We start from the raw sequence: 24,067 nt of genomic DNA, 5'->3' as shown, positions 1-24,067 counted from the left end.
GCCCTCCACAGGTACGAGGTCGAGGTGGTCGGGCTGCTCGCCTCCCCTGTGCACCGGTACGACGGCCGCCCCACCGGGCCCGTACCCGCCCAGGACGGCGACCGGCGGGAGTGGATCGAGGTGCGGGCCGGCCACGGTGTGGCCGGCGACCGGTACGCCGGGCGCCCGGCGCACCGCGACGCCCAGCTCACCGTGCTCGCCGCCGAGGCACTCGACGCCCTGGCCGCCGAGCTGGGGACGCCGCCGTTCGACCCGCTCCTGGCCCGGCGCACCGTCGTCCTCCGCGGTGCGGAGGTGGAGGCGCTGCGCGGGCTGGAGTTCTCGCTGGACTGCGGGGCGGGAGTGGTGCGGCTCGGAGGCGGCCGGCCGGCCAACCCCTGTGCGTGGATGGACGTCGCCCTCGCGCCCGGCGCGCACCGCGGGATGCGCGGCCGGGGCGGCGTGCGGTGCGCCGCCCTGTCGGACGGCGTCCTGCGGCTCGGCCCCGCCGTCCTCACCTCACCGGTCCTCCTCGACCCCACCCGCGCCGGTCACGCCGTCAGCCCAGCAGCGCGCGCACGGCCCCCGGGGCCTGCGTCGGCCTGAGCAGCGGCGCCACCCGGCCGTCACCCGCGGCGGCCAGGGCGGCGCAGTTGGCCACCGACTCCGGATCCGCCGACAGCGACAGCACGTGCAGGTGCGCGCCGGCCCGCGCCAGCGCGGCGGCGGCGGGCAGGGGGTCGGGGCTGTCGGTGGGCATGCCGTCCGACAGCAGCAGCACGTCGCGGGCAGCCGCGCGCGAGCGCCCCAGCTGGGTGGCCGCGGTGCGCAGCGCGAGGTCCAGGTCCGTGGTGCCACCGCCCTGCAGGTCGAACAGCCGGTCGATGACGACGTCGGCCCGCGGGTCGGCCGAGAGTGCCCGCAGCACCACCGCCTGCGACCAGAACGCGACGACGGCGAACTCGTCGCCCGGCCGCATCCGCTGGGCCAGCGCCGAGGCGGTCAGGACGGCGACCGCCAGCTCGTCGCCGGCCACCGACCCGGAGGCGTCGACCAGCAGCACGCAGGCCCGCCCGGTCGACCGCCATCCCCGCGTGTGCAGGTGCTCGGCCCGCCAGTGCGGTTCGGCGCCGCGGGCCGCCAGCGTGGCGTCGAGGTCGAGGTCGCTGCCGGTGTCGTCGCGCCGGGTGACCACCCGCCGGGTGCCGGGGCGGTCAGGGACGCCGGCGCGCGGGGTGGCCACCGGCAGCCGGCAGGCCAGGGCCCGGGCGGCGGCGCGCAGCTGCGGATCGAAGGCCCGCCCCAGGGCGGTGAGCAGCCGGGCGGCGGCCTCCGGGTCGCGGGCGGCCAGGTCGGTCATCGCCTCCTCGTCGAGCTGCCCGAGCTGTGGGGAGACCTGCTGGAAGTCCGGGTGCGCCCGGGAGAGCTCGTCCCGGCCGGCCTTGCGGGCGGCGTGCTGCTTGAGCACCTGCTCCACGTCGTCGCCGTCCTCGACCGGCGCCGGCTGCGGCGGCCGGCGGCCGGGCGGGTCCTGCAGGCCCCCGGCACCGGCCGGTGGGGGTGGCGGTGGTGGCGGGGGGGGGGGTGGGGGATCAGCGGGGTCGCCCGGGTCGTCGGGCGTCAGGCTTTTCCCAGCTCCTCACCCGCCCGGCGCCAGATGTCGCCGACGACGTCCTCCACCGGCCGGGCCGCGCCGTCGGCGAGGGTCACCTTGCCGGTCAGCGCGGCCAGGGCGGCGTCCAGGCCGGTGGTGTCCTCGACGGGGTGGGCGGGGGAGATCGCCTGCCCCCGCACGGTGGCCAGCTCCAGCGCGATCAGCACGCTGTCGATGGCACCGCGCACCGAGGAGCCGATCCGCAGCTCGGCGTGGTCGCGGGTGATCCGCACGGCGCGCACCGCCTGCGCCACCAGTCCCTCGGGCCCGCCGGTCGCCGCCGCGACGACGGCCAGCTCCGCCGGCTCGTCCTGGTAGCCCATGGCGACCCGGCAGGAGCGGTCGTAGAGCGCCGGGGTGACCCGGGCGGTCCCGACCGCGTCGAACGGGTTCATGGCCGCCACCAGCCGGAACGTGGGCCGGGCGGTCACCCGGCCGAAGCGGGGGACGTGCATCTCGCGCTCGGACAGGACGCCGAGGAGGACGTTCATCGTCTCCTCCGGCACCCGGTTGAACTCCTCGACGTAGAGGATCGCGCCGTCGGTCATCGCCCGGGTGAGCGGGCCGGGCACGAAGTTCTCCGGGCGGTAGTCCTCGGTGAGCACCCGCGAGGCGTCGTGGTGGCCGACCAGCCGGGTGGGGGTGAGCTCGGCGTTGCCCTCGACGAGGACCAGCGGGACGCCGGCGCCGTCGGCCAGGGAGCGCAGCAGCGTCGTCTTCCCCGTGCCGGGTGGGCCCTCCAGCAGCACGTTGCGGCCGGCGGACAGCGCCGCGGCGACGACCTCCGCCTCTCGGATGCGGGCGACGACCCGCGCGCGGGCCACGTGGACCATGCCGGTCACGTCGAGCCGCTGGGCGGTGGTGGTGCTCACGGGTTGTGCTCCTCGATGTGGTGGGGACGCGCGACCGGGGCGCCCCCCGAAGGGAACGCCCCGGACGCCCGTGGCCGTGGCCCCGTCCAGAGGCTCACCCCGAGCGTGCGAGGGGTGAGGAGGACGGGGTCCTCTATCAGTCGTAGACGATGACGCCGCGGAGGTTCTTGCCGGCGTGCAGGTCCTCGTAGCCCTGGTTGATGTCGTCCAGCTCGTACCGGTTGGTGATCAGCTCGTCGAGCTTGAGCTTCCCCTCCTGGTAGAGCCGCAGCATCTTCAGCATGTCCGAGCTGGGGTTCTGGTCGCCGAACAGGGCGCCGCGGATCTCCTTGGTGAACAGCGCCAGCATGCTGGGGTTGATCGGGATGCCCACGTCGGTGAGGTCGCCGAGCCCCGTGATGACGACCCGGCCGCCCTTGCCGATCGCCTCGAACGCCTGGGCCACGTGCTCGCCCTTCAGCACCCCGACGGTGACCAGCGCCTTGTCCGCGCCCTGGCCGTTGGTGACGCTGCGGCCGAACTCGGCGGCCTCCTCGATGCTGGCGAAGGAGTGCGTGGCGCCGAACTCCTGCGCCTTCTCGCGCTTGAACGCGACCGGGTCGACGGCGATGACGTGGCTGGCGCCCGCGTGCGCGGCGCCCTGGACGGCGTTGATGCCGATGCCGCCGATGCCCATGACGATCACCGTGTCGCCGGCCCGCACCTCACCGGCCTGCACGGCGGTACCCCAGCCGGTCCCGACGCCGCAGCCGACGAGGCAGGCGACCTCGAGCGGGATGTCGTCGGGGATCTTCACCGTCGAGCGGACGTCGACCGTCGTCACCTCGGCGAAGGTGCCCAGGCCGCACATCTGGCCGACCGACGCGCCGTCGGAGGTCTGGATGCGGAAGCTCTCCGCGTCGTCCCAGCGGGAGCCCACGAGCAGGTTGGCGCCCGAGTCGCAGATGTACTGCTGGCCGTTCGCGCAGTAGCGACAGCGGCCGCAGCCGGGCAGGAAGGAGAAGACGACGTGGTCGCCCTCCGAGAAGCCCTTCGTGCCGGGGCCGACCGCGGTCACGACGCCGGCACCCTCGTGGCCCCCGAGGAAGGGGTACTTGCCGACCGGCATGTCACCGGTGGCCACGTGGTCGTCGGAGTGGCACAGCCCGGAGGCCGCCAGCTTGACCTGGAGCTCGCCGGGCTGGGGGTCGTCGGCGACGAGGTCGACGACCTCCCACTTCCCAGGGGCGGAACGCAGAATCGCTCCGCGGGTGTTCACGGGCACGGTGGACCTCCTGCTCGCCCTCGTCGTCGAGGGCTCGTCGGGACATGCACGAGCGCATGGTCGTCCCCGCACGTTATGGCGCCGGTCACAGTCATGGAAGCCGCTTGCAACGTTCGTGCCACGGACCTCCGACCCGCTGGGAGAGTGGTCGGTGTGGCAGCCGGTCCGGTCGTGGTCGTCGGCGCGGGGCCGGTCGGGCTGACCGCGGCGCTGCTGCTGGCCCGGCGCGGGCTCGAGGTGCTGGTCCTGGAGCGGCAACCGGAGCCCTACGCGGGCCCCCGCGCCGTGCACCTGGACGACGAGGTGCTGCGGGTGCTGGCCGATGCCGGGGTCGCCGAGGAGTTCCTCGCGGTGAGCCGGCCGATGCGCGGGCTGCGGCTGCTCGACGGCCGGCTGCGGACCCTCGCCGAGTTCCGCCGCGACCCCGCCGGAGGGACCCACGGCTGGCCGCAGGGGTCGATGTTCCACCAGCCCGACCTCGAGCAGGTGCTGCTCGACGCTGTCGGCCGCCACCCGCTCATCACGCTCCGGACCGGCACCGAGGTCGTCGGGCTCACCCAGGACGACGCCGTCGGGCTCACCGTCGTCGACCGGCCCTCGGGGAAGCGGTCGACGGTGCGCACCCCCGCGGTGCTCGGGTGCGACGGCGCGGGCAGCACCGTCCGGCGGTTGATCGGCGCCCGCATGCGCGACCTGGGCCGCCCCGACCGCTGGCTGGTCGCCGACCTCCGCGCACCCGCGCTGGGCACGTGGCCCGGCGTCTCCCAGGTCTGCGACCCGCGGCGGGCGGCGACGTTCATGCCCGTGGCCGCGGACCGGTACCGGTGGGAGTTCCGGCTCCTGCCCGGGGAGACCGCCGCGACGGCCCCGCTGCCCGCGCTGCTCGCCCCGTACGGTGCGGCCGGTGCCGAGGTGGTGCGGGTGGCGGAGTACGTCTACCGGGCCCAGGTCGCCGACCGCTGGCACGAGGGCCGGGTGCTGCTCGCCGGCGACGCGGCCCACCTGACCCCGCCGTTCATCGGCCAGGGGCTCGGCCTGGGCCTCCGCGACGTCCACCAGCTGGCGTGGAAGCTGACCGCGGTGCTCTCCGGCGCCGCCCACGAGCGGCTGCTGCACACCCACCGCGCGGAACGGGAGCCGCACGCGCGGGCGATGGTGCGGCTGGCGCTGCTGGTCGGGCGGCTGATGACCGGCGGCGGGCGGAGCGCCGCGGTGCTGCGGCGCGGGGTGCTCGCCGCCGTCGGCCGGGTGCCGGCCCTTGCCGCCTTCGCCGTCGACAGCCGGACCCCGCCGTTGCGGCGGGGACCGCTGGTGGTGCGCCGCGGCCGGGCGGGACGGCGACTGGCCGGCACGCTGCTGCCGCGGGTCCCCGTCGTCGTCGAGGGGCGGGCGATGGTGGTGGACGACGTCCTCGGGCCGGGGACGGCGCGGCTGCGGCTGCTCGCCCCCGGGCGGCTGGCGGTGCGGCCGGAGGACGGCGCGGAGATCGAGGTGTGGGACGTGGACGGCGCGCTGACCGGCTGGCTGCGACGGGGCCGGGCGAGCGCGGTCGTCGTCCGCCCGGACCGGATCGTCCGGTCCGCCTCCTGACGCGTCCGGGGGCGGTCGACGGTGCCCTGCAGCGGCGGCGGTCCCTGACGGGTGACCCGGCTGGCCGGGGGCCACCCCCGTCGCCCCGGCACGGCGGGCTGAACGCCGGGTTGCCCCGCTCCCCTGGTGGGTGCTCCCCCCCGGGTACTGGCTGGTCGCCGCGCTCTCCGTGGCCGTGCTGATCGTGCTGCCGGCGCTCCCGCGCCGGCTCGAGCGGGGGGCGCGCCGCTGGCGCCCCCGGGAGGCGGGACCGCTCGCTGACCCGGCATGCTCGGCGTCGATGAGCTACGACGTCGACGCCGTCCGGTCCGCCTTCCCCGCCCTGCGCGCCGGGAGCGCCCACTTCGACGGTCCCGGCGGCTCCCAGGTGCCCGAGCCGGTCGCCGCCGCGGTGGCCGCCGCCATGACCGCGCCCACGGCCAACCGCGGCCACGTGACGCAGGCCGAGCGCAACACCGACGACCTCGTCCTGGGTGCCCGCCGCGCGGTCGCCGACCTGGTGGCCGGTGATCCGGGCGGGGTGGTCTTCGGGCGGAGCATGACCGCGCTGACCTACGACCTGTCCCGCGCGCTCTCGGCCGGCTGGGGACCGGGCGACGAGGTCGTGGTGACGCGGCTGGACCACGACGCGAACGTCCGGCCGTGGGTGCAGGCCGCGCGGGCCCGGGGCGCCACCGTGCGCTGGGCGGCCTTCGACCCCGCCACCGGCGAACTCCCCCCGGAGGCCGTGGCGGAGGTGCTCTCGCCGCGGACCCGGCTGGTCGCGGTCACCGGCGCGTCGAACCTCATCGGCACCCGTCCGGACGTCGCGGCGGTCACCGCGCTGGCCCACGAGGCGGGGGCGCTGACCCACGTCGACGGCGTCCACCTCACCGCGCACGCCGCGGTGGAGGTCGCCGCGCTCGGTGCGGACTTCTTCGCCTGCTCGCCGTACAAGTTCCTCGGCCCGCACTGCGGTTGCCTGATCGCCTCCCCGGACCTGCTGGGGACGCTGCACCCGGACAAGCTGCTGCCCTCCACCGACGCCGTCCCCGAGCGCTTCGAGCTGGGCACCCTGCCCTACGAGCTGCTGGCGGGCACCACCGCGGCCGTCGACTTCCTCGCCGCGCTGGGTGGCCCGGAGGGGGACCGCCGCGCCCGCCTCGTCGCGGGCCTGGCCGCGCTGGAGGCCCACGAGGACCGGCTGCGGGACCGCATCGAGGACGGCGTCCGCGCGCTGCCCGGGGTGACCGTGTGGTCGCGGGCCCGGCGGCGGACGCCGACGCTGCTGATGACGTTCGCCGGCCGGGACGCCGCCGATGCCCACCGCTTCCTCGCCGGCCGCGGGGTCAACGCCCCCGCCGGCTCGTTCTACGCCATCGAGGCGTCCCGGTGGCTCGGACTGGGCGACGCCGGCGGCCTGCGGGTCGGGCTGGCGCCCTACAGCGACGACTCCGACGTCGACCGGCTGCTGGCCGGTCTGGAGGCGTGGCTCGGCGCCTGACCGTGGCCTGTCGGTGGCGGTGGTGCCGGGGTCACCCGCTGCGCAGGGTGGGGAACCCCGCGGCGAGCTGGTCGAACGCCGCGTGCAGGTCGTCGGCCAGGGTGGTGGTGCCGTCGGCCAGCCACACCTCGAAGGCGGTCGTGGCCGCGGCCCGGCTGCTGGTCGCCACCAGCCGGGGCAGCAGCGCGCCGGGGCTCTCGCCGGTCCGCCGCGCCACGTGCTCGGCGACCACCCGGTCCACGTCGGCGTAGCGCACCTGCGAGTGCGCCTGCAGCGCCGGCTCGCCCAGGATGAGCGCCATCCGCTGCCGCAGCATCGGGAGGTCACCGGCGGAGTAGTCGTTGACCTCGACGTAGGCCGCGCAGATCGACGCGAGCACCGGCTGCTCGGCCCGCGCGGCCGACAGCAGCCGGTCCAGCCGCTCGACGTGCAGGCTGAAGTCGCCCCACACCGCGTCGGCCTTGGTGGCGAAGTAGCGGAAGAAGGTCCGCCGGCTGATCCCGGCGGCGTCGGCGATCTCGTCGGTCGTGACCTGCTCGAACCCCTTGCGGGCGAACAGCTCGAGGGCGGCCTGCTCGATCCGCGCGCGGGTGTCGGCCCGCGCGTCGGGCAGCAGTTCGGTCACGGGTACATCTTGCGACACCGGCCCCCCGATCCGGTGGGCCCGCGCGGACGGCCACCCGTCGGAGCGCATCCGACCCCCCGTCTTGCCGGTGGCACTCGGTGTCACTAACCTCCTCCCCACTCCGTAACCCCGATCACAGGGAGGCCCCATGCCCGACACCACAGAGACGCAGGTCGCCGAGGCGCCCGCCGCCGAGGAGACCCTGGTCGAGGAGTCGCTCGTCGAGGAGGTCTCCATCGACGGCATGTGCGGGGTGTACTGATCGACGCCCCCGCCGCGGCGCCGGTGACGCCCATGGGTGACACCGGCGCCGCACCGCCGTCGGGCGCTCCGCCCGCCTTCGACCCGTCGCTGCCCTGGCGCCGGTCACGGTCGGTGGCGCTGCGGCCCGAGCCGTTCGGCGCGCTCGTCTACCACTTCGGGAACCGCAAGCTGTCGTTCCTGAAGTCGAAGACGCTGGTCGCCGTCGTCGAGGCGCTGGCCGAGCACCCCAGTGCCCTGGCCACCCTCACCGCCTGCGGGGTCCCCGAGGCCCAGCGGCCCGCCTACGTCAAGGCGCTGGCCGACCTCGCCCGCTCCGCCATGATCGAAGCAAGGACCTCCCTGCCGCCCACCCCCCGCGAGCCCGCGGAGGGCCCCGGCAGGCAGGCCGACCAGCCGGAGACCCCATGACCGCCGTCCTCCCCTCCCGCAGCCCCGCTCCGGAACGCCCGACCGGCGGCCGGCTCATCGACCAGTTCGAGTACGGCCTCGACGCCCCCATCTGCCTCACGTGGGAACTCACCTACGCCTGCAACCTGGCGTGCGCGCACTGCCTGTCCTCCTCCGGACGGCGTGACCCGCGGGAGCTCTCCACCGCCGAGGCCGAGGCGGTCATCGACGAGCTGCAGCGGATGCAGGTCTTCTACGTCAACGTCGGCGGCGGCGAGCCCACCGTGCGGCCGGACTTCTGGCACCTGCTCGACTACGCCATCGGCCACGACGTCGGCGTCAAGTTCTCCACCAACGGCGTGAAGCTCAACCGCGAGCGGGCCCAGCAGCTGGCCCGCACCGACTACGTCGACGTGCAGATCTCCCTGGACGGCGCGACCGCGGAGGTCAACGACCGGGTCCGCGGCATCGGCTCGTACGCCACCGCGATCACGGCCCTGGAGAACCTGGCCGAGGCCGGGATGAAGGACTTCAAGGTCTCCGTCGTCGTCACCCGGGAGAACGCCGGCCAGCTCGACGAGTTCAAGGCGCTCACCGACTCCTACGGCGCCCAGCTGCGGATCACCCGACTGCGGCCGTCCGGTCGCGGGGCGGACGTCTGGGACCAGCTGCACCCGACCCAGCAGCAGCAGAAGGACCTGTACTCCTGGCTGCTGGCCAACGGCGACAACGTGCTCACCGGTGACTCGTTCTTCCACCTGTCCGCGTTCGGCGAGGCCCTGCCGGGGCTGAACCTGTGCGGCGCCGGTCGGGTGGTCTGCCTGATCGACCCGGTCGGTGACGTCTACGCCTGCCCGTTCGCCATCCACGAGAACTTCCTCGCCGGGAACGTCCGCGACGAGGGTGGCTTCCAGCGGGTGTGGCAGCAGAGCGAGCTGTTCGCCGACCTGCGCAACCCGCAGACCGGCGGTGCGTGCACCAAGTGCGCGCACTTCGACGCCTGCCGGGGCGGTTGCATGGCGGCCAAGTTCTTCACCGGCCTCCCGCTCGACGGTCCCGACCCCGAGTGCGTGCAGGGCTACGGCGAGACGGCGCTGGCCGCCCGCGACCTCGAGCTGATCACGCCGAAGAGCCACATCGACCACTCGCACAAGGGCCCGGTGCGCGGGCAGCCGACGCTGCTCGGGATCCCCACCATCCCCCCGGCCAAGATCTGCGACGAGTCGCCGCTCGCCGGGCTGCAGCTGAGCTGACGGGCCTCCTCGACCCGCTGGTCCTCGCGGGCCGGACGGCGCCCTCCCGGGTGCTGTTCGGCCCGCACGAGACCAACCTCGGCCGGCGCCGGGCCCTGTCCGAGCGGCACGTGGCCTACTACGCCCGCCGGGCCGCCGGGGGGTGCGGGATCGTCGTCACCGAGACGGCGTCGGTGCACCCCTCGGACTGGCCCTACGAGCGGGCGCCGCTGGCCGCCGACTGCGGTCCCGGCTGGGCCGCCGTCGTCGCCGCCTGCCGCCCGCACGGGGCGCTGGTCCTGGCCGGCCTCGGTCACACCGGCGGCCAGGGCAGCTCCGCGTACACGCAGGCCGCGCTGTGGGCGCCCTCCCCGGTGCCGGACGTGGCCACCCGCGAGGTCCCGGCCGAGATGGGGCAGCCGGAGGTCGACGCGCTCGTCGACGGGTTCCGGGCCGCCGCCACGACCGCGGTGACCGCCGGCGTGGACGGCGTGGAGGTCGACGCCGGCGCCCGCTCGCTGCTCCGCCAGTTCGCCTCCGGGCTGACCAACACCCGCACCGACGCGTACGGCACCGACCGGCTGCTCCTGCTCCGCCGGGTGCTGGCCGCCATCCGGGCGGAACTGGGTGCCGGGCGGGTGCTGGCCCTGCGGCTGTCCTGCGACGAGGAGGCGCCCTGGGCGGGGATCACACCGTCCGCCGCGGTGGCGGTCGCCGCGGAGCTGGCGCCCCTGGTCGACCTGCTGGTCGTCGTCCGCGGCAGCGGGCTCGCGACGTCGTCCTACCGGCCCGACGGGCACACCCCGCCGGGCTTCAACACCGGGCTCACCCGGGCGGTGCGCGCGGCGGCCGGCGGGACGCCGGTGGCGCTGCAGGGCTCGGTGGTCGACGTCCCCGACGCGCAGCGGGCGCTCGACGACGGGGTGGCCGACGCCGTCGAGATGACCCGCGCGCAGATCGCCGACGCCGATCTGGTGACGAAGGCCCGGAGCGGCCTCCCGGTGCGCCCGTGCACGCTGTGCAACCAGGCCTGCCAGGTGCGCGACGTGCGCAACCCGCTGGTCAGCTGCGTCGCGGACCCGGGCAGCGGGCACGAGACCGAGGACCCCGACCCCCGGAACGGCCTTCGTGGCCACGGAGGCCACTCCGGGCTCGGGTGGGGGGTCGTCGTCGCCGGGGGCGGGCCGGCCGGGCTGGAGGCCGCCCGCGTGCTGGCCGCGGCGGGGGTCGAGGTCTCGCTGGTGGAGCGCTCCGACCGGCTCGGGGGCGCCCTGCACCTGGTCGCCGCGCTGCCGGGTCGGGCACGGTTCACCGACCTCGCCGCGTGGCTGGCGGGGGAGTGCGCCCGGCTGGGCGTGCGCGTGCGGTTCGGCGCCGACGGCGCGCGCGACGCCGACGTCGTCGCCACCGGCGGGCGCCCGCGACCGCTGGCGGGCGCCTGCGTGGTGTCGGCCGCCGACGTCCTGGCCGGCGCCGAGCTGTCTCCGGGGCCGGTGGTCGTGCACGACCCGGCGGGCGGTCCGGTGGGGGTGGGCGTGGCCGAGCTGCTGGCGGCGTCCGGCCGGCCGGTCACCGTCGTGACGCCCGACGAGGTCGTCGGCGTCCGGCTGGCCGGTGACCTCGCCCCGGCCAACACCCGGCTGCTGCGCGCCGGGGTGCGGCGCGAGCCCGGGCGGGTCCTGCGGTCGGTCGACGGCGGTGGCGCGGTGCTGGCCGATCGCTGGACCGGCGCGGAGGTCCGGGTCCCCTGCGCCGTGCTGGTCGACGCCGGGCCCGGCCTGCCCGGCGACGTCCCGCCCGGCGCGCTGCCGGCCGGCGACGTCGTCGCGCCGCGCACCGTGCTCGAGGCGGTGCTCGAGGGCCGGCGCGCGGCGCATGCCGTGCTGGCCGGCCGGCGCAGGGGCCAGGCCGGGGACGGGCGGGCCTAGAGGTCGACGACCTCGTTCTCGCCGGCGTCGATCCGCTGCCCCGTGGCCTTGGCCTTGACGAAGCTGAACGCCGTCGCCAGCCGGCCGCCGGGGCTGTCCCAGTACTCCGCGGTGTCGCCGTCGACCTCGACCAGGATGACCGACGGGTCCTCCGGACCCTGCGGCAGCCACGCCTCGGCGCCGCTGTTCCACAGCTCCTTCTTCTTCGCGACGTCCTCGACCACCCGCGCCCGACCGGTCAGCGACACCCAGGTGCCGCCCGATCCGATGCCCACGTTGACCTGCGGGGAGACCTGGATGTGGCGCACCCACTCGGCGTCGCGCTCGGCGAAGAACCACAGGTCGCCGTCGAACTCCACCTCCTGCAGCGTCATGGGGCGGCTGGTGAGCGTGCCCAGCGGGGTGGTCGTGGTGAGGAACCCGAAGCGCTCCCCCTTGATCAGCTCGGCGACCTTGCGGCTGTCCTCGGTGCTCATGGCGTCCTCTCGTCTGGTCGTGCGCAACCGGATGTCGTACCGGCGGTGCCCAGTCCTCCGGCCGCCGACACCCGGGGACGGGGATGTCGCCGCGCGCCGGGTCAGGCGGCGTCGAGGTAGTGCCAGGCCCGGCCGACGCGCAGGAACCGGCTGACCTCGTGCTGGTCACCGGGCACCCCGTCGTGGACGTACGAGGCCCGGAACTCCACCGTCCCCTCTCGCTCGAGCAGCCCGCCGCCGGACGTGGCGAGGACGTCCAGCCCGGTCCAGCGGACGGCGGCGTCGAGCTCCAGCGACGGCGGCCGGGTCGAGGGGTGCCAGGTGGCCAGCAGGTACCCGGGGTCACCGACGGCGAAGGCGCTGTACCGCGAGCGCATCAGCTGTTCGGCCGTCGCCGCGGCCGCGCTGCCGTCGTGCAGCCGGCCGCAGCACTGGGCGTAGGGCAGGCCGGTGCCGCACGGGCAGCGTCGAGGAGGCACGGCCTCCAGTGTGCGGGCCGCCTACTGTCCACCGGGCGCGCGGTGCACGGACGACATCGAGGGAGGGCACGGTGGACCGGTACGACCGGCTGTTCGCGCCGCTGCGGCTCGGCCCGGTGCTGCTGCCCAACCGGGTGGTGTTCGCCGCGCACCTCACCAACTACGCCGAGGACGGCCTGCCCACCGCCCGGCACGCCGCCTACTACGCCGCGCGGGCGGCCGGGGGCGCCGGCCTGGTCGTCGTCGAGGAGTCCTCGATCGACCCCGGCGACCGGCCCTACGAGAAGCTGATCCGGGGTTTCGACCCGGCCGTCGTCCCCGGGTACCGGGCGATCACCGACGCCGTGCACGCCGCCGGCGCGGTGGTCCTCGCCCAGGTCAACCACAACGGTGGCCAGTCCGACGGCACGCACACCCGGACCCCGGTCGACGCGCCGTCCCCCGTCCCCGACCCGCTGTTCCGGGAGGTGCCCCGCGAGCTGGACGCCGCCGGCATCGCCCGACTGGTCGCCGGCTACGCCGACGTCGCCGCGCGGTGCGTCGCGGGCGGCTTCGACGGCGTGGAGGTGCAGGGCTCCCAGTCCTCGCTGGTGCGGCAGTTCCTCTCCCGCGCCACCAACCGCCGCACCGACGGCTACGGCGGGCGGCCGGAGCATCGCGCCCGTTTCCTCGTCGAGGTGCTCACCGCCGTCCGGGAGGCGCTGGGACCCGGCCGGGCGCTCGGTGTCCGCCTGGCCGGGGACGAGGGGGTGGACGGCGGGACGACGCTCGACGAGGCGGTGGCGACCGCCCGCCTGCTGGCCAGGGGCGGCCTCGTCGACTACGTGAGCACCACGGTGGGCGTGGCGACGGCGACCCTCGAGCGGGTCATCCCGCCGATGACCACGCCGCCCGGCTACGCCCGGTACGTGTCGGCCGCGATCCGCGCCGCGGTCGACGTCCCGGTGATCGGCGTCGGCCGGTTCCTGTCCCCGGCCCAGGCCGAGCGGTCGCTCGCCGACGGCGACTGCGACCTCGTCGGTGTGGTCCGCGGGCAGATCGCCGATCCCCGGTTCGCGGTCAAGGCGCGCACCGGGCGGGCCGCCGACATCCGCACCTGCCTGGGCTGCAACCAGGAGTGCGTCGGCCGAGTGGGCCTGAACCGGCCGCTGGGCTGCGTGACCAACCCGCGCGCCGGCCGGGAGACCCTGCTGCCCGCACCGTCCCGCCGGCGCCGGGTGCTGGTCGTGGGGGGTGGACCCGCCGGGATGCGGACGGCGGCGACCGCGGCCCAGCGCGGGCACGAGGTCACCCTGCTCGAGGCGTCCGCGCAGACCGGAGGCTCCATCCGGCTCGCCGCGGCCGCCCCCGGCCGGGACGGGTTGCGCCCGCTGGTCGACGACCTCGCGGCCGAGTGCGCCCGGGCCGGCGTCACGGTCCGCACCGGCGTCCACGCCACCGCTGCGACCGTCCGGGCGCACCGGCCGGACGTCGTCGTCCTGGCCACCGGCGCCCGGCCGGTGCGGCCCGCGTGGGCCGGGACGGCGGACCGCGTCGTCGACGTCCGGGACGTGCTCGCCGGTCGTGCCGACCCGCGGGGCGCCGTCCTCGTCGTGGACGACCTCGGCTCGGCGGCGGCGCCGTCGGTCGCCGAGCTGCTCGCCGGCCGCGGCTGCGCGGTGGAGCTCGTCACCGCCGCGATGGTCGTCGGCCAGGACCTCGGCCTCACCCTCGACCGGCCGGCCTGGCGCCGCCGGGCCGCCGCGCTCGGCATCCGGGAGAGCCCGGACCGGCTGGTGCAGGGGATCTCGGGCCGGGTCGTGCGGCTGCTGCACCACCCCACCGGCGCCGAGGAGACGCGGGAGGCCGACTGGGTGGTCGTCGCGCTGCCCGCCGCGCCGGACGACGCCCTGTCCGGCGAGCTGCGGGACGCCGGTCTCGCGGTGCACCGCGTCGGGGACTGCCTCGCCCCCCGCCGGGCGTCGGCGGCGACCCTGGACGGCGACCGGCTCGGCCTGGCCCTCTGACGTCGGGGCCCGCTCCCGTCAGGCCTGCGGCGCGAACCGGGCGCGCAGGCCCTGCACGAGCAGGTCCAGCCCGAACTCGAAGGTCGTCTCGTGCGGCTCCCCGAGCACCTCGGTGATGGCGGCGAGCAGGACCGGCCGGCCGGCCAGCACCTCGGCCCGGCGCTCGTCGGCAGCGACGTCGTCCGCGGCCGGGGCCGGCGTCGAGCGGCTGCGCTCGGCCTCCGCCTGCCACTCGGTGGCGCTGCCGATCACGTAGGCGCCGATGGCGAACAGGGCGTGCTGGGCCTGACCGGGGGACAGGCCCGCGTCGACCAGGACGGCCAGGGACCGGTCGATCCGCGCCAGGCTGTCCCGCCCCGGCCGGTTGCCGGCGAGCACCTGGGGAGCGTCGCGGGTGGCGACCAGGGCGGAGAACATCCGCCGGGCGTCCTCGCGCAGCCACTCCCACCACGGCTCGTCCGGGCCCGGCTCGGTGCGGGGCACGCCGGCCCGCCGGAACAGCTCCTCGGCCATGAGGTCCATGAGCTGGCGCTTGTTGTCGACGTGCCAGTAGAGCGTGGGCCCGGAGACCCCGACCTCCTTGGCGATCCGCCGGAAGGAGACCGCGTCGAGGCCGCCCTCGGCCAGCAGGGCCAGGGCGGCGTCGACGACCGCCTCCTGCGTGACCGGGGCGCGGTTCGCCTCGGGTCCGGCATTCACGCTTGACACTCTAACGGTGTTAGAGAACTCTGCCCGCCGTGTCTGACACTGTGGGGGAGGCGGCGATCGAGGTCGTCGGGCTCACCAAGCGCTACCCGTCCGGTGGCACCCCGGTCGACGCCGTGCGCGGCATCGACCTGCGGGTCGAGGCCGGGCAGACCTACGGCTTCCTGGGTCCCAACGGCGCCGGGAAGTCCACCACCATCGAGATGCTGTGCACGATCCGCAACCCCACCGCCGGCACCGCCCGGGTGGCCGGCTACGACGTCGTCCGCCAGCGGGACCAGGTGCGCCGCCGGATCGGGCTGGTCTTCCAGCAGCAGACGCTGGACCTGCAACTCACCGCCGAACAGAACCTGCGCTTCCACGCCGAGCTCTACGGGCTCTCGCGGGCCGACGCCGACCGGCGCATCGGCGAGGTGCTGGAGATGGTGGCGCTGGCCGACCGGCGGGGCGACCAGGTGCAGCGCTTCTCGGGCGGCATGCGGCGCCGGCTGGAGATCGCCCGCGGCCTGGTGCACGCCCCGCAGGTGCTCTTCCTCGACGAGCCGACCATCGGGCTGGACCCGCAGACCCGGGCGGCGATCTGGGACCACCTGCAGTGGCTGCGCGAGAACACCAGCATCACCGTCTTCGTCACCACGCACTACATGGACGAGGCCGAGCACTGCGACCGGATCGCGATCATGGACCACGGTGAGATCGTCGTCGAGGACACGCCGGAGGCGCTCAAGTCCAGAGTCGGCACCGACCGCATCGCGCTGCGCACCGACGACGACGAGCTGGCCATCACCCGGGTCCGCGAGCGGCTGGGCATCGAGGCCGGCATGCACGAGGGCCAGGTGACCCTCGCCGTGGCCGACGGCGCGCAGGTCGTCCCCCGGCTGTTCACCGAGCTCGGCGTCGGCATCCGGTCGGTGACCGTGACCCGGCCCAGCCTGGACGACGTCTTCCTGACCTACACCGGCCGCACCATCCGCGACTCCGAGGGGCCCCAGGCACCCTCGTCCCCCTTCGCCGGGAGGCGATGACATGGCCGACTCCGTCGACGCGCGCGACGTCACGACCCGCTCCGACGCCGCTCCCGGTGCCGCCTCCGCCGGGCTGGACCCCGAGGTCCGCAGCGACCTCCGCCACGAGCTGCGCGCCACCTGGGTGGTCATGCGCCGCGAACTGCTGCGCTTCCGGCAGGACAAGGCCCGCATGGTGACCATGCTGCTGCAGCCGCTGCTGTTCGTCTTCGTGATGGGCACCGGCCTGGGCAGCATCGTCGACACCGGGGGCGGGACGAGCTTCCAGACCTTCCTGTTCCCCGGTGTCCTGGCCACCTCGGTGCTGTTCACCGCGGCGTTCGCCGGCATCTCCCTGGTCTGGGACCGGGAGTTCGGGTTCCTGCGCGAGATGATGGTGGCGCCCATCTCCCGGGGCTCGATCATCTGGGGCAAGTGCCTGGGCGGTGCCGTCGTCGCCACCGGGCAGAGCCTGGTCCTGCTCGCCCTGGCCGGCACCGTCGGCATCCCCTACTCGCCGCTCCTGCTGCTGGAGCTCATCGGCTGCCTGTTCCTCGGCGCGCTGCTGCTGACCGGCATCGGCGTGCTGCTCTCCACCCGGATCAAGACCATCCAGGCCGCGATGCCGGTGAGCCAGCTGCTGATCATGCCCATGATGTTCCTGTCCGGGGCGCTGTTCCCGCTCTCCGGGCTCCCGGACTGGCTGGCCGTGCTCACCCGGCTGAACCCCCTCACCTACGTGGTGCAGCCGATGCGGTACCTCGTGCTCGAGCACCTCTCGCTGACCGAGGCCGAGGAGGCGCGCCTGGTGCCCGTGCTCACCTGGTTCGGCTGGCACGTGCCGGTCGGCGTCCAGCTGCTCACCGTCGCCGTCATCACCCTCGGCCTGGTCACCCTCGCGGCGCGGGTCTTCCGCACGACCGAGTGACGCCCGCCGGCAGGGTCCCGCCGCGAGCCCGCGGGGGGCGGGTGCCTACGCTCCCGCGGTGACCTCGCTGGGCGGTGCGACCTGGCCCGACCTCCCCGAGCGGCCCCTGCTGCTGGTGCCGCTCGGGGCGGTCGAGCAGCACGGGCACCACCTGCCGCTGACGACGGACACCACCGTCGCGTGCACCGTCGCCGGCGCCGCCGCCGGCGGTCTGGACGGCGCCCTGCTGGCCCCGGCCCTCGCCTACGGCGCCAGCGGTGAGCACGAGGACTTCCCCGGCACGATCTCGATCGGCACCGAGGCGCTGACCGGCCTGCTGGTCGAGTACGGGCGCTCGGCCTGCCGCTGGGCCGGCCGGGTGGTGCTGGTCAACGGGCACGGCGGGAACCTCGACGCCCTGCGCGACGCGGCGCCCCGGCTGCGGGCCGAGGGCCGGGACGTCGCCTGGTTCCCCTGCGCCACCCCCGGCGCCGACGCGCACGCCGGGCGCACCGAGACGTCGTTGATGTTGCACGTGGAACCCGGGTCCGTGCGGAGCGGTCGTGCCGTCGCGGGCGAGACCACGCCGGTGGGGGAGCTGCTGCCCCGGCTGCGCGCCGAGGGGGTGCGCGCGGTCAGCCCGACCGGCGTCCTCGGCGACCCGGCCGGCGCCACCGCCGAGGAGGGGGCCCGGCTGCTGGAGGGCATGGCCGGGCGGCTGGCCGGCGCCGTCCTGCGGTGGGACGTCGACCCGACCGGGCGGCTGAGGGGTTGAGCAGGGCGCGACCTAGGGTCGTGGCCATGGGGTGGCCGGACCAGGTGGTCGTCGACGTCGGCCGGTCGCACCCGGTCCCGCTGGTCCCGCTGGCCGGGGAGCCGGGTGCCGGGGTGCTCGCGGAGGCATGACCCCGTCGATCCCGGCGCCGCCGCCCGACCGGCTGCCCGACGGGTTCTCCGTCCGGCTGGACCACCGCACGCGGCGCCGCGACGGCGGGACGGCGCTGCTCGGCGGCTCACCGCTGCGGCTGGTGCGGCTGCTGCCCCGTGCCCGGGACCTGCTCCAGGGCGACCGGCTGGTCGTCCGGGACGCCGCCTCCGCCGGCCTGGCCGCGCGGCTGCTCGACACGGGCCTGGCCCACCCCGACGTCGTCCCCGGCGGTCGGTCCGCGGCCCCGGTCACGGTCGTCGTCCCGGTCAAGGACCGAGCCGTGGAGCTCGACCGGCTGCTCGCCGCCGTCCGCGCCGACCCCGGCACCGCGACCGCCGCGGTCGTGGTCGTCGACGACGGTTCGGCCGACGCCGGAGCGGTCGCGGCGGCGGCCGCCCGGCACGGCGCGCGGGTGCTGCGGCACGCCGTCCCGCGTGGTCCGGCCGCGGCGCGCAACGCGGGCCTGCGGACGGCGACCACCGACCTGGTCGCCTTCCTCGACTCCGACTGCGTGCCCACCCCGGGCTGGGCCACGGCGCTGGTGCACCACGCGGCCGACCCGCGCCTGGCGCTGGTCGCCCCGCGCATCACCGCCCTCGAGCAGGGGCCTTCGTGGCCACGAAGGCCCCTCCAGGGGTGGCCCACGTGGGCACGGAGGCCGCTCGGTGGGTGGGTGGAGCGGTACGAGGCCGCGGTCAGCGCCCTGGACATGGGGCCCCACCCGGCGCCGGTCCAGGCCGGGACGGCGGTCTCCTACGTGCCCAGCGCCGCCCTCCTCGCCCGGCGGTCGGCCCTGGGCGACGGCTTCGACGAGACCATGCGGGTCGCCGAGGACGTCGACCTGGTCTGGCGGCTGGCCGCGGCGGGCTGGCGGGTGCGCTACGAGCCGGCCGCCACGGTGGGCCACGACCACCCCTCGGACACCGGCGAGTGGCTGCGCCGGCGGGCGTTCTACGGCACCGGCGCCGCCCTGCTGGCAGCCCGGCACGGCGCGGCGGTCGCGCCCGTCGTGCTGTCCCCGTGGTCGGCGGTGGCGTGGGGGCTCGCGCTGACCGGGCGCCGGGCGGGCGGTCTCGTGGCGGCCGGCGTGCTGACGGCCGCCGCCACCAGGCTGGCCCGCCGGCTGGCCCGCCCCGGGGAGCGGCCGCCGGTCGGGCTCGCCGCCGCCCTGGTCCTGCGCGGGAGCGGCGCCGCCGGCCGCACGCTCGCCCGCAGCGCCACGCGGCACCACTGGCCCCTGGCGCTGGCCGCCGCGCTGGCCTCGCGGCGGGCCCGCCGCGTGCTGGCCACGGTGGCCGCCGCCGACGCCGTCCTGGCCTGGTGGCCGCACCGCCGCTCGGTCGGCCTGCCGCGGTTCGCCGCCGCCCGCCGGCTGGAGGACCTCGCCTACGGCGCCGGGCTGTGGTGGGGCGCGCTGCGGGCCCGCGACGCACGCGCGCTGCTGCCCGCGGCCCCGCCACCGATGGGGCCGGCCCGCCGGCGCCCGCCTCCCGGGACCCCCTGACCCGGCCGGGACCGGTGTGGCGCCGATCGGTGGAACGGGCGGGTGCACCTGCTGGAGATCGGCCCGGACGACGAGCGGTTCGCCGCCTGGTGCGAGGTCTGGGCCGCCACGCAGCGCGCGGACCGGCCGGAGGACCCGCCGCGGCCGGCGAGCGACCACCGAGCCCTGGCGCGCCGGCTGCTCGCCCCGGCAGCTCGGTGCGGCCGACGGCCCCGGCCGACCAGCGAGGTGGACGAGCCGGCCGGACGCGGGTTCGCGCTGCGCCACGGCTGGTCCTGCGACCTGGTGGAGAGCCGCCGCGACCTGACGCTGCCGCCCGACGAGGCGCGGCTGTCGGCGCTCGAGGAGCAGGCACGAGCCGCCGGCCAGGGTTAAGAGGCGGTCACCTGGCGCGACTGGACGCCGGACCCGCTGCTCGAGGACCGTGCGCTGCTGGAGCGCCGCATGACCACCGACGCCCCGTACGGGGACCTGCCGGTCGAGGAGGAGCACTGGGACGCCGACCGGATCCGCGAGTACGAGGCCGCCCACGTCGCGCGCGGACGGACGGTGCTCTCCGCCGGGGCCGTCCTCGGCGGCCGGCTCGTCGCGTTCACCGACCTGCAGGTGCCGTTGGAGCAGCCGGAACGGGCGCAGCAGGGCGGGACCCTCGTCCTGCGCGAGCACCGGGGCCACCGTCTCGGCGCACGGGTCGAGGCCGCGGTGCTGCGGGAGGTCGTCGCGAGCCTGCCGGCGGTGCGCCGCGTCAGCACCTACGACTCCGAGTCCGACCGCCCGATGGTGGCGGTGAACGAGGCGCTGGGCTTCCGGCCTGCCGGGCAGCTGTCCACCTGGTCGCGGCGGCTCTGACGCCGGCGGCGCCTGCCTGGTGGAAACGCTCGCGAGCAGCCACGATGGGCGCGAGATGAGCCCGAGCCCGCGGACGACGCCGTGACGACCCGTGCCTGGCTCGCGCTGCCCGACGGCCGGCCCGACCCCGCGCTCACCCGCCGCCTGCGCGCCGCCCACGAGGCCCTGGTCACCCTGGGCGGCCCTCCACCCCGCGACCAGGTGCGGACGGTGGTCTGGGACTCCTGGCGGCGCAGCCTGGGCAGTGGCGTCGACCCCGACGGCGGTGCCCCGCCGGTCGACCTGCTCGACGGCGACCTGCTCACCTACCGCGCGGCCCACCCGCTGTCGCCGGTGCTGCCGGTGATCCGCCGGCTGCTGGTCGAGGACGCCGAGGCCGACCAGATGATCGTGGCGGTCACCGACGCGGCCGGCCGGATGCTGTGGGTGGAGGGCGACCGGCGGCTGCGCAGCCGCGCCGAGGGGGTGAACTTCGTCGAGGGGGCGCGGTGGTCGGAGGAGGTCGCTGGCACCAACGCCCCGGGCACCGCGCTGGCGGTGGACCACGCCGTCCAGATCTACGGGAGCGAGCACTACCGCCGTCCGGTGCAGAACTGGAGCTGCTCGGCCGCGCCGGTCCACCACCCGGTCACCGGCGTGCTGCTGGGTGCCATCGACGTCACCGGCGGCGACCACGTGGCCAGCCCGCAGGTGCTCACCCTCGTGCGCGCGACGGTGGCCGCGGTGGAGTCCGAGCTGCGCTGGCTCCACCGCGAGGAGCTCGCCGGGGGCCGGCCGGTGCCGCCGAACCCCCGTCCGGTGCCGCGGCTGGACGTGCTGGGCCGTGAACGCGCCCGCCTCCGGCTCCCGGCCGGCCCGGTCGAGCTGTCGCTGCGGCACTCCGAGCTGCTGCTCCTGCTGGCCGAGGCGGCCGTCACCGGGCACGGCCGCACCGCCGAGGAGCTCGCCGCCGAGTGCCACGCCGGCGACGCCGCCGCGGTCACCGTGCGCGCGGAGCTCTCCCGCCTGCGCCGGCTGGTCGGTGCGCACCTCGTCGCCTCACGCCCCTACCGGCTGCTCGGCCCGCTGGACACCGACCTGGACCAGGTGCGCCGGCTGCTGGGCCGCGGCGCGGTCGGCCCGGCGCTGGAGCGCTACCCGGGTGCGGTGCTGCCCCGGTCGCTGGCCCCTGGCGTGGTGGTCGCCCGCCAGCGGGTCGCGGCGCTGCTGCGGCAGGCGGTGCTGACCAGCCGCCGTCCGGAGCTGCTGCTGCGCTACGGCACGTTGCCCGAGGCCCAGGACGACGTCGCGGTCTGGCAGACCTGCCTGGAGTGGCTGCCGCCGGGCTCACCCCGCCGGCCGGCCGTCACCGCCCACCTGCACCGCCTGCGCCGGGCACCTCGCGGCCCGTTGCGCGTCCACTGACCCCGCGGGAATGTCACCGGGGCCCACCGGCCTTGCCATCCACACGTGACCGCAGCGACCGACGCCCCTGCCCCGAGCACCCGGCGGGTCGTCGCAGCCGTCGCCGCCCTGGCCCTGGGCGGCTTCGCCCTCGGCACCACCGAGTTCGTCACGATGGGGGTGCTCCCCGACATCGCCGCCGGCGTGGGCGTGGACATCCCGACCGCGGGCCACGTCATCTCCGCCTACGCCCTGGGCGTCGTGGTCGGGGCGCCGGTGCTCGCCGCGCTCGGCGGCCGGCTGCCCCGCCGTGGCCTCCTGATCGGCCTGATGGCCGCCTTCCTGGTGGGCAACGTGGGCAGCGCGCTCGCCCCCGGGCAGTCGACGCTGCTGCTCGCCCGGTTCGTCAGCGGCCTGCCGCACGGCGCGTACTTCGGGGTCGCGTCGCTCGTCGCCGCCTCGCTGGTGGCGCCGCGGTTGCGTGGCCGTGCGGTCAGCTCGGTGATGCTGGGGCTGGCGACGGCCAACGTCGTCGGGGTGCCGGCGGCCACCTGGCTGGGCCAGCAGCTGGGCTGGCGGGCGGCCTACTGGGCGGTGGGTGTGCTCGCGGTGGCCACCGTGCTGGCGGTGCTGGCCCTCGTGCCGTCGTCCCCCGGCCGCGCGGAGGCCTCGGTGGCGACCGAGCTGACCGCGCTGCGCCGTCCCCAGGTGCTGCTCACCCTGCTCGTGGCCACCGTCGGCTTCGGCGGCGTGTTCGCCGTCTACAGCTACGTCGCGCCGATCACCACGGAGGTGACCGGGCTGTCCCGCGGCGCGGTCCCGTGGGTGCTGCTGGCCTACGGCCTCGGCGGGGTCGCCGGGACGGCGCTGGGCGGCCGGCTGGCCGACCTCGCGCTGTTCCGCTCCCTGGTGGGCGCCATGGTGGCGGTGGGCCTGCTGCTGGCCGCGGTGCCGGTGGCCGCCGGCCGGGCGGTCACCCTCCTCGCCGCCATGTTCCTGCTGGCGATGACCGCATCGGTCCTCGTGATCTGCCTGCAGCTGCGGCTGATGGAGGTCGCCGGCGAGGCGCAGATGCTCGGCGCTGCGCTCAACCACTCCGCACTGAACGCCGCCAACGCGCTGGGCGCCTGGCTCGGCGGCGTGGTGATCGCCGCCGGCCTGGGCTACACCGCCCCCGCCGTCGTGGGCGCCGGGCTGGCCGTCGTCGGGCTGCTGGCGCTCACGGCGTCCGGCGTCCTCCGCCGCCGTGAGCGCCGCGCCCGGCTGGTGCCGGCGCCGGTCCGCGCGGGGTGACCGGCTACAGCGCCCCGGCGAACAGCGGGACGGCGTTGTCCAGCGCGTAGCCGATGCCCAGCGTCGAGCCGCTGGAGAAGGCGCTGACCAGCGTCGGGTCGTCGAGGACGACGGCATGGCCCTGCTGGACCGAGGGCAGCGTCTGCCACAGCGGGTTGCCGGTGATCTCGGAGGCCTCGACGAAGATCGGGAAGACGACGGTGAGCGGCGCGTCGAGCAGCCGCAGCTCCTCGTCGGAGACCGGGACGAAGAAGCTCTCCCCGGCCAGCTCCTCGATCGCCGGCTTGTTGGTGAAGCCCAGGGCCTCCATGAGGTCCACGCGGGAGTCCCCGCGCACGTAGGCGCCGAAGCCCTCCGACGTGTAGGCGCCGACGGCGACCTCGGTGCCCTCGAACCGCGGGTTGGCCGCGCGGGCGTCGGCCACCTGCTGCTCGACGTCCGCCCGGAGCTGTGCGGCCTCCTCCTCGCGACCCAGTGCCGTGCCGACCAGCTCCAGCTGCTGCTGCCACGTCGTCTGGTACTGGTCGACGCCCTCGGGCTGCCCGATGGTCGGGGCGATCGCGGCCAGGGCGTCGTAGCGCTCCTGCGTGCCCGACGAGCGGGTGTCGAGGATGAGGTCGGGCTCCAGGGCGGCGATCGCCTCGAAACTGGGTTCGAGGGTGTCGATGATCTCCGGGGCCTCGTCGTAGCGTCCCTCCGCCCAGGGGCCGACGCCCTCGCCGCCGAAGCCCAGCCAGTCGCTGGCGCCCACCGGCTGCACGCCCAGCGCGAGCGCCGTCTCGGCGTCGGACCAGCCGAGGGCCACCACGCGCGTGGGTTCCTCCTCGACGGTGACGTCCCCGAACGCCGTCGGCACGGTCACCGGGAAGGCGCCGGACGAGGCACCGGACGGGGCGTCGGCGGCGTCGTCGCCGGCCGGGGCGGAACTGCACCCGGTGGCGAGGACGGCGGCGGCGAGCAGGGTGGCGCCGCGCAGAGCGGGTCTCATCATGACGCTCCTCGGAGTAGGGAAGGCTCACCTAACTCCGTCGAGGTCACGGGGTGATCACCGGGTCTCCGCGGGTGTGGGCTGCAACGGCCGTGCAACCTCCTCACGGCACGCATCCCCGTCGCCGGCCGGGCGGCCGGACTCCGCGGATGCGGAACGGGGCGCGCCGGGAGGGCGCTGACGCGGGGATCCCGGAGCCCCCTGTGCAGGTAAGCGTGGCCTAAGTCACTCCCCGGTTGCCAGACTCCGATCCGGTGGCGCCCGGCG

At 76.4% G+C, this 24,067-nt stretch carries 24 protein-coding genes; 16 read left to right on the top strand and 8 right to left on the bottom strand.

Annotated features, from left to right (window positions below):
• Positions 1 to 24: 24 nt before the first annotated feature.
• Positions 25 to 585 (top strand): molybdenum cofactor biosysynthesis protein, encoded by a 561-nt coding sequence (locus GCU56_RS17340; protein WP_345771904.1) that lies wholly within the window; start codon positions 25 to 27, stop codon positions 583 to 585.
• On the opposite strand, the gene GCU56_RS17335 is transcribed toward GCU56_RS17340, so the two are convergent.
• The 3 genes from GCU56_RS17335 to GCU56_RS17325 form a co-directional block, all read right to left on the bottom strand.
• Entirely contained in the window at positions 539 to 1,456 is a 918-nt protein-coding gene (locus GCU56_RS17335) for a vWA domain-containing protein (RefSeq protein ID WP_345771903.1), read from the bottom strand. The genes GCU56_RS17340 and GCU56_RS17335 overlap by 47 nt on opposite strands.
• 143 nt (positions 1,457 to 1,599) lie before the next feature.
• Complete coding sequence (locus GCU56_RS17330) at positions 1,600 to 2,505, bottom strand: AAA family ATPase (protein WP_345771902.1); 906 nt, start codon at positions 2,503 to 2,505, stop codon at positions 1,600 to 1,602.
• A gap of 136 nt (positions 2,506 to 2,641) precedes the next feature.
• Positions 2,642 to 3,769 carry an NDMA-dependent alcohol dehydrogenase gene (locus GCU56_RS17325; protein ID WP_163482984.1) on the bottom strand — a complete coding sequence of 376 codons (1,128 nt, stop codon included), beginning with the start codon at positions 3,767 to 3,769 and terminating at the stop codon, positions 2,642 to 2,644.
• A 153-nt stretch (positions 3,770 to 3,922) separates the two neighbouring features.
• Between GCU56_RS17325 and GCU56_RS17320 the strand changes: the two genes are divergently transcribed.
• Both GCU56_RS17320 and GCU56_RS17315 read left to right on the top strand, forming a co-directional pair.
• The gene (locus GCU56_RS17320; protein ID WP_163482983.1) at positions 3,923 to 5,359 is read left to right on the top strand and encodes a bifunctional 3-(3-hydroxy-phenyl)propionate/3-hydroxycinnamic acid hydroxylase; all 1,437 of its coding nucleotides are present in this window, start codon (positions 3,923 to 3,925) and stop codon (positions 5,357 to 5,359) included.
• Between the two features lie 130 nt (positions 5,360 to 5,489).
• Positions 5,490 to 6,842 (top strand): cysteine desulfurase-like protein, encoded by a 1,353-nt coding sequence (locus GCU56_RS17315; RefSeq protein ID WP_345771901.1) that lies wholly within the window; start codon positions 5,490 to 5,492, stop codon positions 6,840 to 6,842.
• Positions 6,843 to 6,873: 31 nt separating this feature from the next.
• Here GCU56_RS17315 and mftR read toward each other — a convergent pair whose 3' ends face one another.
• Positions 6,874 to 7,467 carry a mycofactocin system transcriptional regulator gene (gene mftR / locus GCU56_RS17310; RefSeq protein WP_345771900.1) on the bottom strand — a complete coding sequence of 198 codons (594 nt, stop codon included), beginning with the start codon at positions 7,465 to 7,467 and terminating at the stop codon, positions 6,874 to 6,876.
• 148 nt (positions 7,468 to 7,615) lie between these two features.
• On the opposite strand from mftR, the gene mftA reads away from it, so the two are divergent.
• Genes mftA through GCU56_RS17290 form a run of 4 tightly spaced genes read left to right on the top strand, consistent with a single transcriptional unit; the run spans position 7,616 to position 11,278 of the window.
• Positions 7,616 to 7,729: a mycofactocin precursor MftA gene (gene mftA, locus GCU56_RS17305; protein WP_163482981.1), complete on the top strand. Its 114-nt coding sequence runs from the start codon at positions 7,616 to 7,618 to the stop codon at positions 7,727 to 7,729.
• A gap of 32 nt (positions 7,730 to 7,761) precedes the next feature.
• A complete protein-coding gene (gene mftB, locus GCU56_RS17300; protein ID WP_204332291.1) occupies positions 7,762 to 8,139 on the top strand; it encodes a mycofactocin biosynthesis chaperone MftB in 378 nt (125 codons plus the stop codon).
• Entirely contained in the window at positions 8,136 to 9,371 is a 1,236-nt protein-coding gene (mftC, locus tag GCU56_RS17295; RefSeq protein WP_163482979.1) for a mycofactocin radical SAM maturase, read from the top strand. Before mftB ends, mftC begins: the two co-directional genes overlap by 4 nt.
• Entirely contained in the window at positions 9,332 to 11,278 is a 1,947-nt protein-coding gene (locus GCU56_RS17290) for a mycofactocin system FadH/OYE family oxidoreductase 1 (RefSeq protein WP_345771911.1), read from the top strand. The genes mftC and GCU56_RS17290 overlap by 40 nt, the downstream gene beginning before the upstream one ends.
• On the opposite strand, the gene GCU56_RS17285 is transcribed toward GCU56_RS17290, so the two are convergent.
• Together GCU56_RS17285 and GCU56_RS17280 are read right to left on the bottom strand one after the other, a co-directional pair.
• On the bottom strand, positions 11,275 to 11,754 hold the full coding sequence (locus GCU56_RS17285) for a pyridoxamine 5'-phosphate oxidase family protein (RefSeq protein WP_163482978.1): 480 nt from the start codon (positions 11,752 to 11,754) through the stop codon (positions 11,275 to 11,277). The two genes, GCU56_RS17290 and GCU56_RS17285, sit on opposite strands and share 4 nt — an antisense overlap.
• 101 nt (positions 11,755 to 11,855) lie before the next feature.
• Complete coding sequence (locus GCU56_RS17280; protein ID WP_163482977.1) at positions 11,856 to 12,233, bottom strand: YchJ family metal-binding protein; 378 nt, start codon at positions 12,231 to 12,233, stop codon at positions 11,856 to 11,858.
• Between the two features lie 71 nt (positions 12,234 to 12,304).
• On the opposite strand from GCU56_RS17280, the gene GCU56_RS17275 reads away from it, so the two are divergent.
• Positions 12,305 to 14,239 (top strand): mycofactocin system FadH/OYE family oxidoreductase 2, encoded by a 1,935-nt coding sequence (locus GCU56_RS17275; RefSeq protein WP_163482976.1) that lies wholly within the window; start codon positions 12,305 to 12,307, stop codon positions 14,237 to 14,239.
• Positions 14,240 to 14,257: 18 nt separating this feature from the next.
• On the opposite strand, the gene GCU56_RS17270 is transcribed toward GCU56_RS17275, so the two are convergent.
• A complete protein-coding gene (locus GCU56_RS17270; RefSeq protein ID WP_204332290.1) occupies positions 14,258 to 14,938 on the bottom strand; it encodes a TetR/AcrR family transcriptional regulator C-terminal domain-containing protein in 681 nt (226 codons plus the stop codon).
• Positions 14,939 to 14,976: 38 nt separating this feature from the next.
• Here GCU56_RS17270 and GCU56_RS17265 point away from each other — a divergent pair, with 38 nt between their 5' ends.
• The 8 genes from GCU56_RS17265 (at position 14,977) to GCU56_RS17230 (ending at position 22,812) form a co-directional block, all read left to right on the top strand.
• Positions 14,977 to 15,969, top strand: coding sequence for an ATP-binding cassette domain-containing protein (locus GCU56_RS17265; RefSeq protein WP_204332289.1), 993 nt, complete (start codon positions 14,977 to 14,979; stop codon positions 15,967 to 15,969).
• 1 nt (position 15,970) lies between these two features.
• Entirely contained in the window at positions 15,971 to 16,876 is a 906-nt protein-coding gene (locus GCU56_RS17260) for an ABC transporter permease (protein ID WP_163482974.1), read from the top strand.
• Between the two features lie 58 nt (positions 16,877 to 16,934).
• On the top strand, positions 16,935 to 17,630 hold the full coding sequence (mftE, locus tag GCU56_RS17255) for a mycofactocin biosynthesis peptidyl-dipeptidase MftE (protein WP_163482973.1): 696 nt from the start codon (positions 16,935 to 16,937) through the stop codon (positions 17,628 to 17,630).
• A gap of 127 nt (positions 17,631 to 17,757) precedes the next feature.
• Positions 17,758 to 19,287 (top strand): glycosyltransferase, encoded by a 1,530-nt coding sequence (locus GCU56_RS17250; RefSeq protein ID WP_163482972.1) that lies wholly within the window; start codon positions 17,758 to 17,760, stop codon positions 19,285 to 19,287.
• A 42-nt stretch (positions 19,288 to 19,329) separates the two neighbouring features.
• A complete protein-coding gene (locus GCU56_RS17245; protein WP_163482971.1) occupies positions 19,330 to 19,662 on the top strand; it encodes a hypothetical protein in 333 nt (110 codons plus the stop codon).
• A 69-nt stretch (positions 19,663 to 19,731) separates the two neighbouring features.
• Positions 19,732 to 20,136: a hypothetical protein gene (locus GCU56_RS17240; protein WP_163482970.1), complete on the top strand. Its 405-nt coding sequence runs from the start codon at positions 19,732 to 19,734 to the stop codon at positions 20,134 to 20,136.
• Between the two features lie 81 nt (positions 20,137 to 20,217).
• Positions 20,218 to 21,540, top strand: coding sequence for a phytochrome sensor protein (locus GCU56_RS17235; RefSeq protein ID WP_163482969.1), 1,323 nt, complete (start codon positions 20,218 to 20,220; stop codon positions 21,538 to 21,540).
• 45 nt (positions 21,541 to 21,585) lie between these two features.
• Positions 21,586 to 22,812, top strand: a complete 1,227-nt coding sequence (locus tag GCU56_RS17230; protein WP_163482968.1) for an MFS transporter — start codon at positions 21,586 to 21,588, stop codon at positions 22,810 to 22,812.
• A 4-nt stretch (positions 22,813 to 22,816) separates the two neighbouring features.
• Here GCU56_RS17230 and GCU56_RS17225 read toward each other — a convergent pair whose 3' ends face one another.
• A complete protein-coding gene (locus GCU56_RS17225) occupies positions 22,817 to 23,803 on the bottom strand; it encodes an iron-siderophore ABC transporter substrate-binding protein (RefSeq protein WP_163482967.1) in 987 nt (328 codons plus the stop codon).
• Between the last annotated feature and the right edge of the window lie 264 nt (positions 23,804 to 24,067).

The sequence above is a fragment of the Geodermatophilus sabuli genome (genome assembly GCF_010686765.1).
In the GTDB taxonomy this organism is placed as follows: Bacteria; Actinomycetota; Actinomycetes; order Mycobacteriales; family Geodermatophilaceae; genus Geodermatophilus; species Geodermatophilus sabuli_A.
Note: the sequence above shows the minus strand (reverse complement) of the source record. Positions and strands in the feature narration are given on the sequence as shown.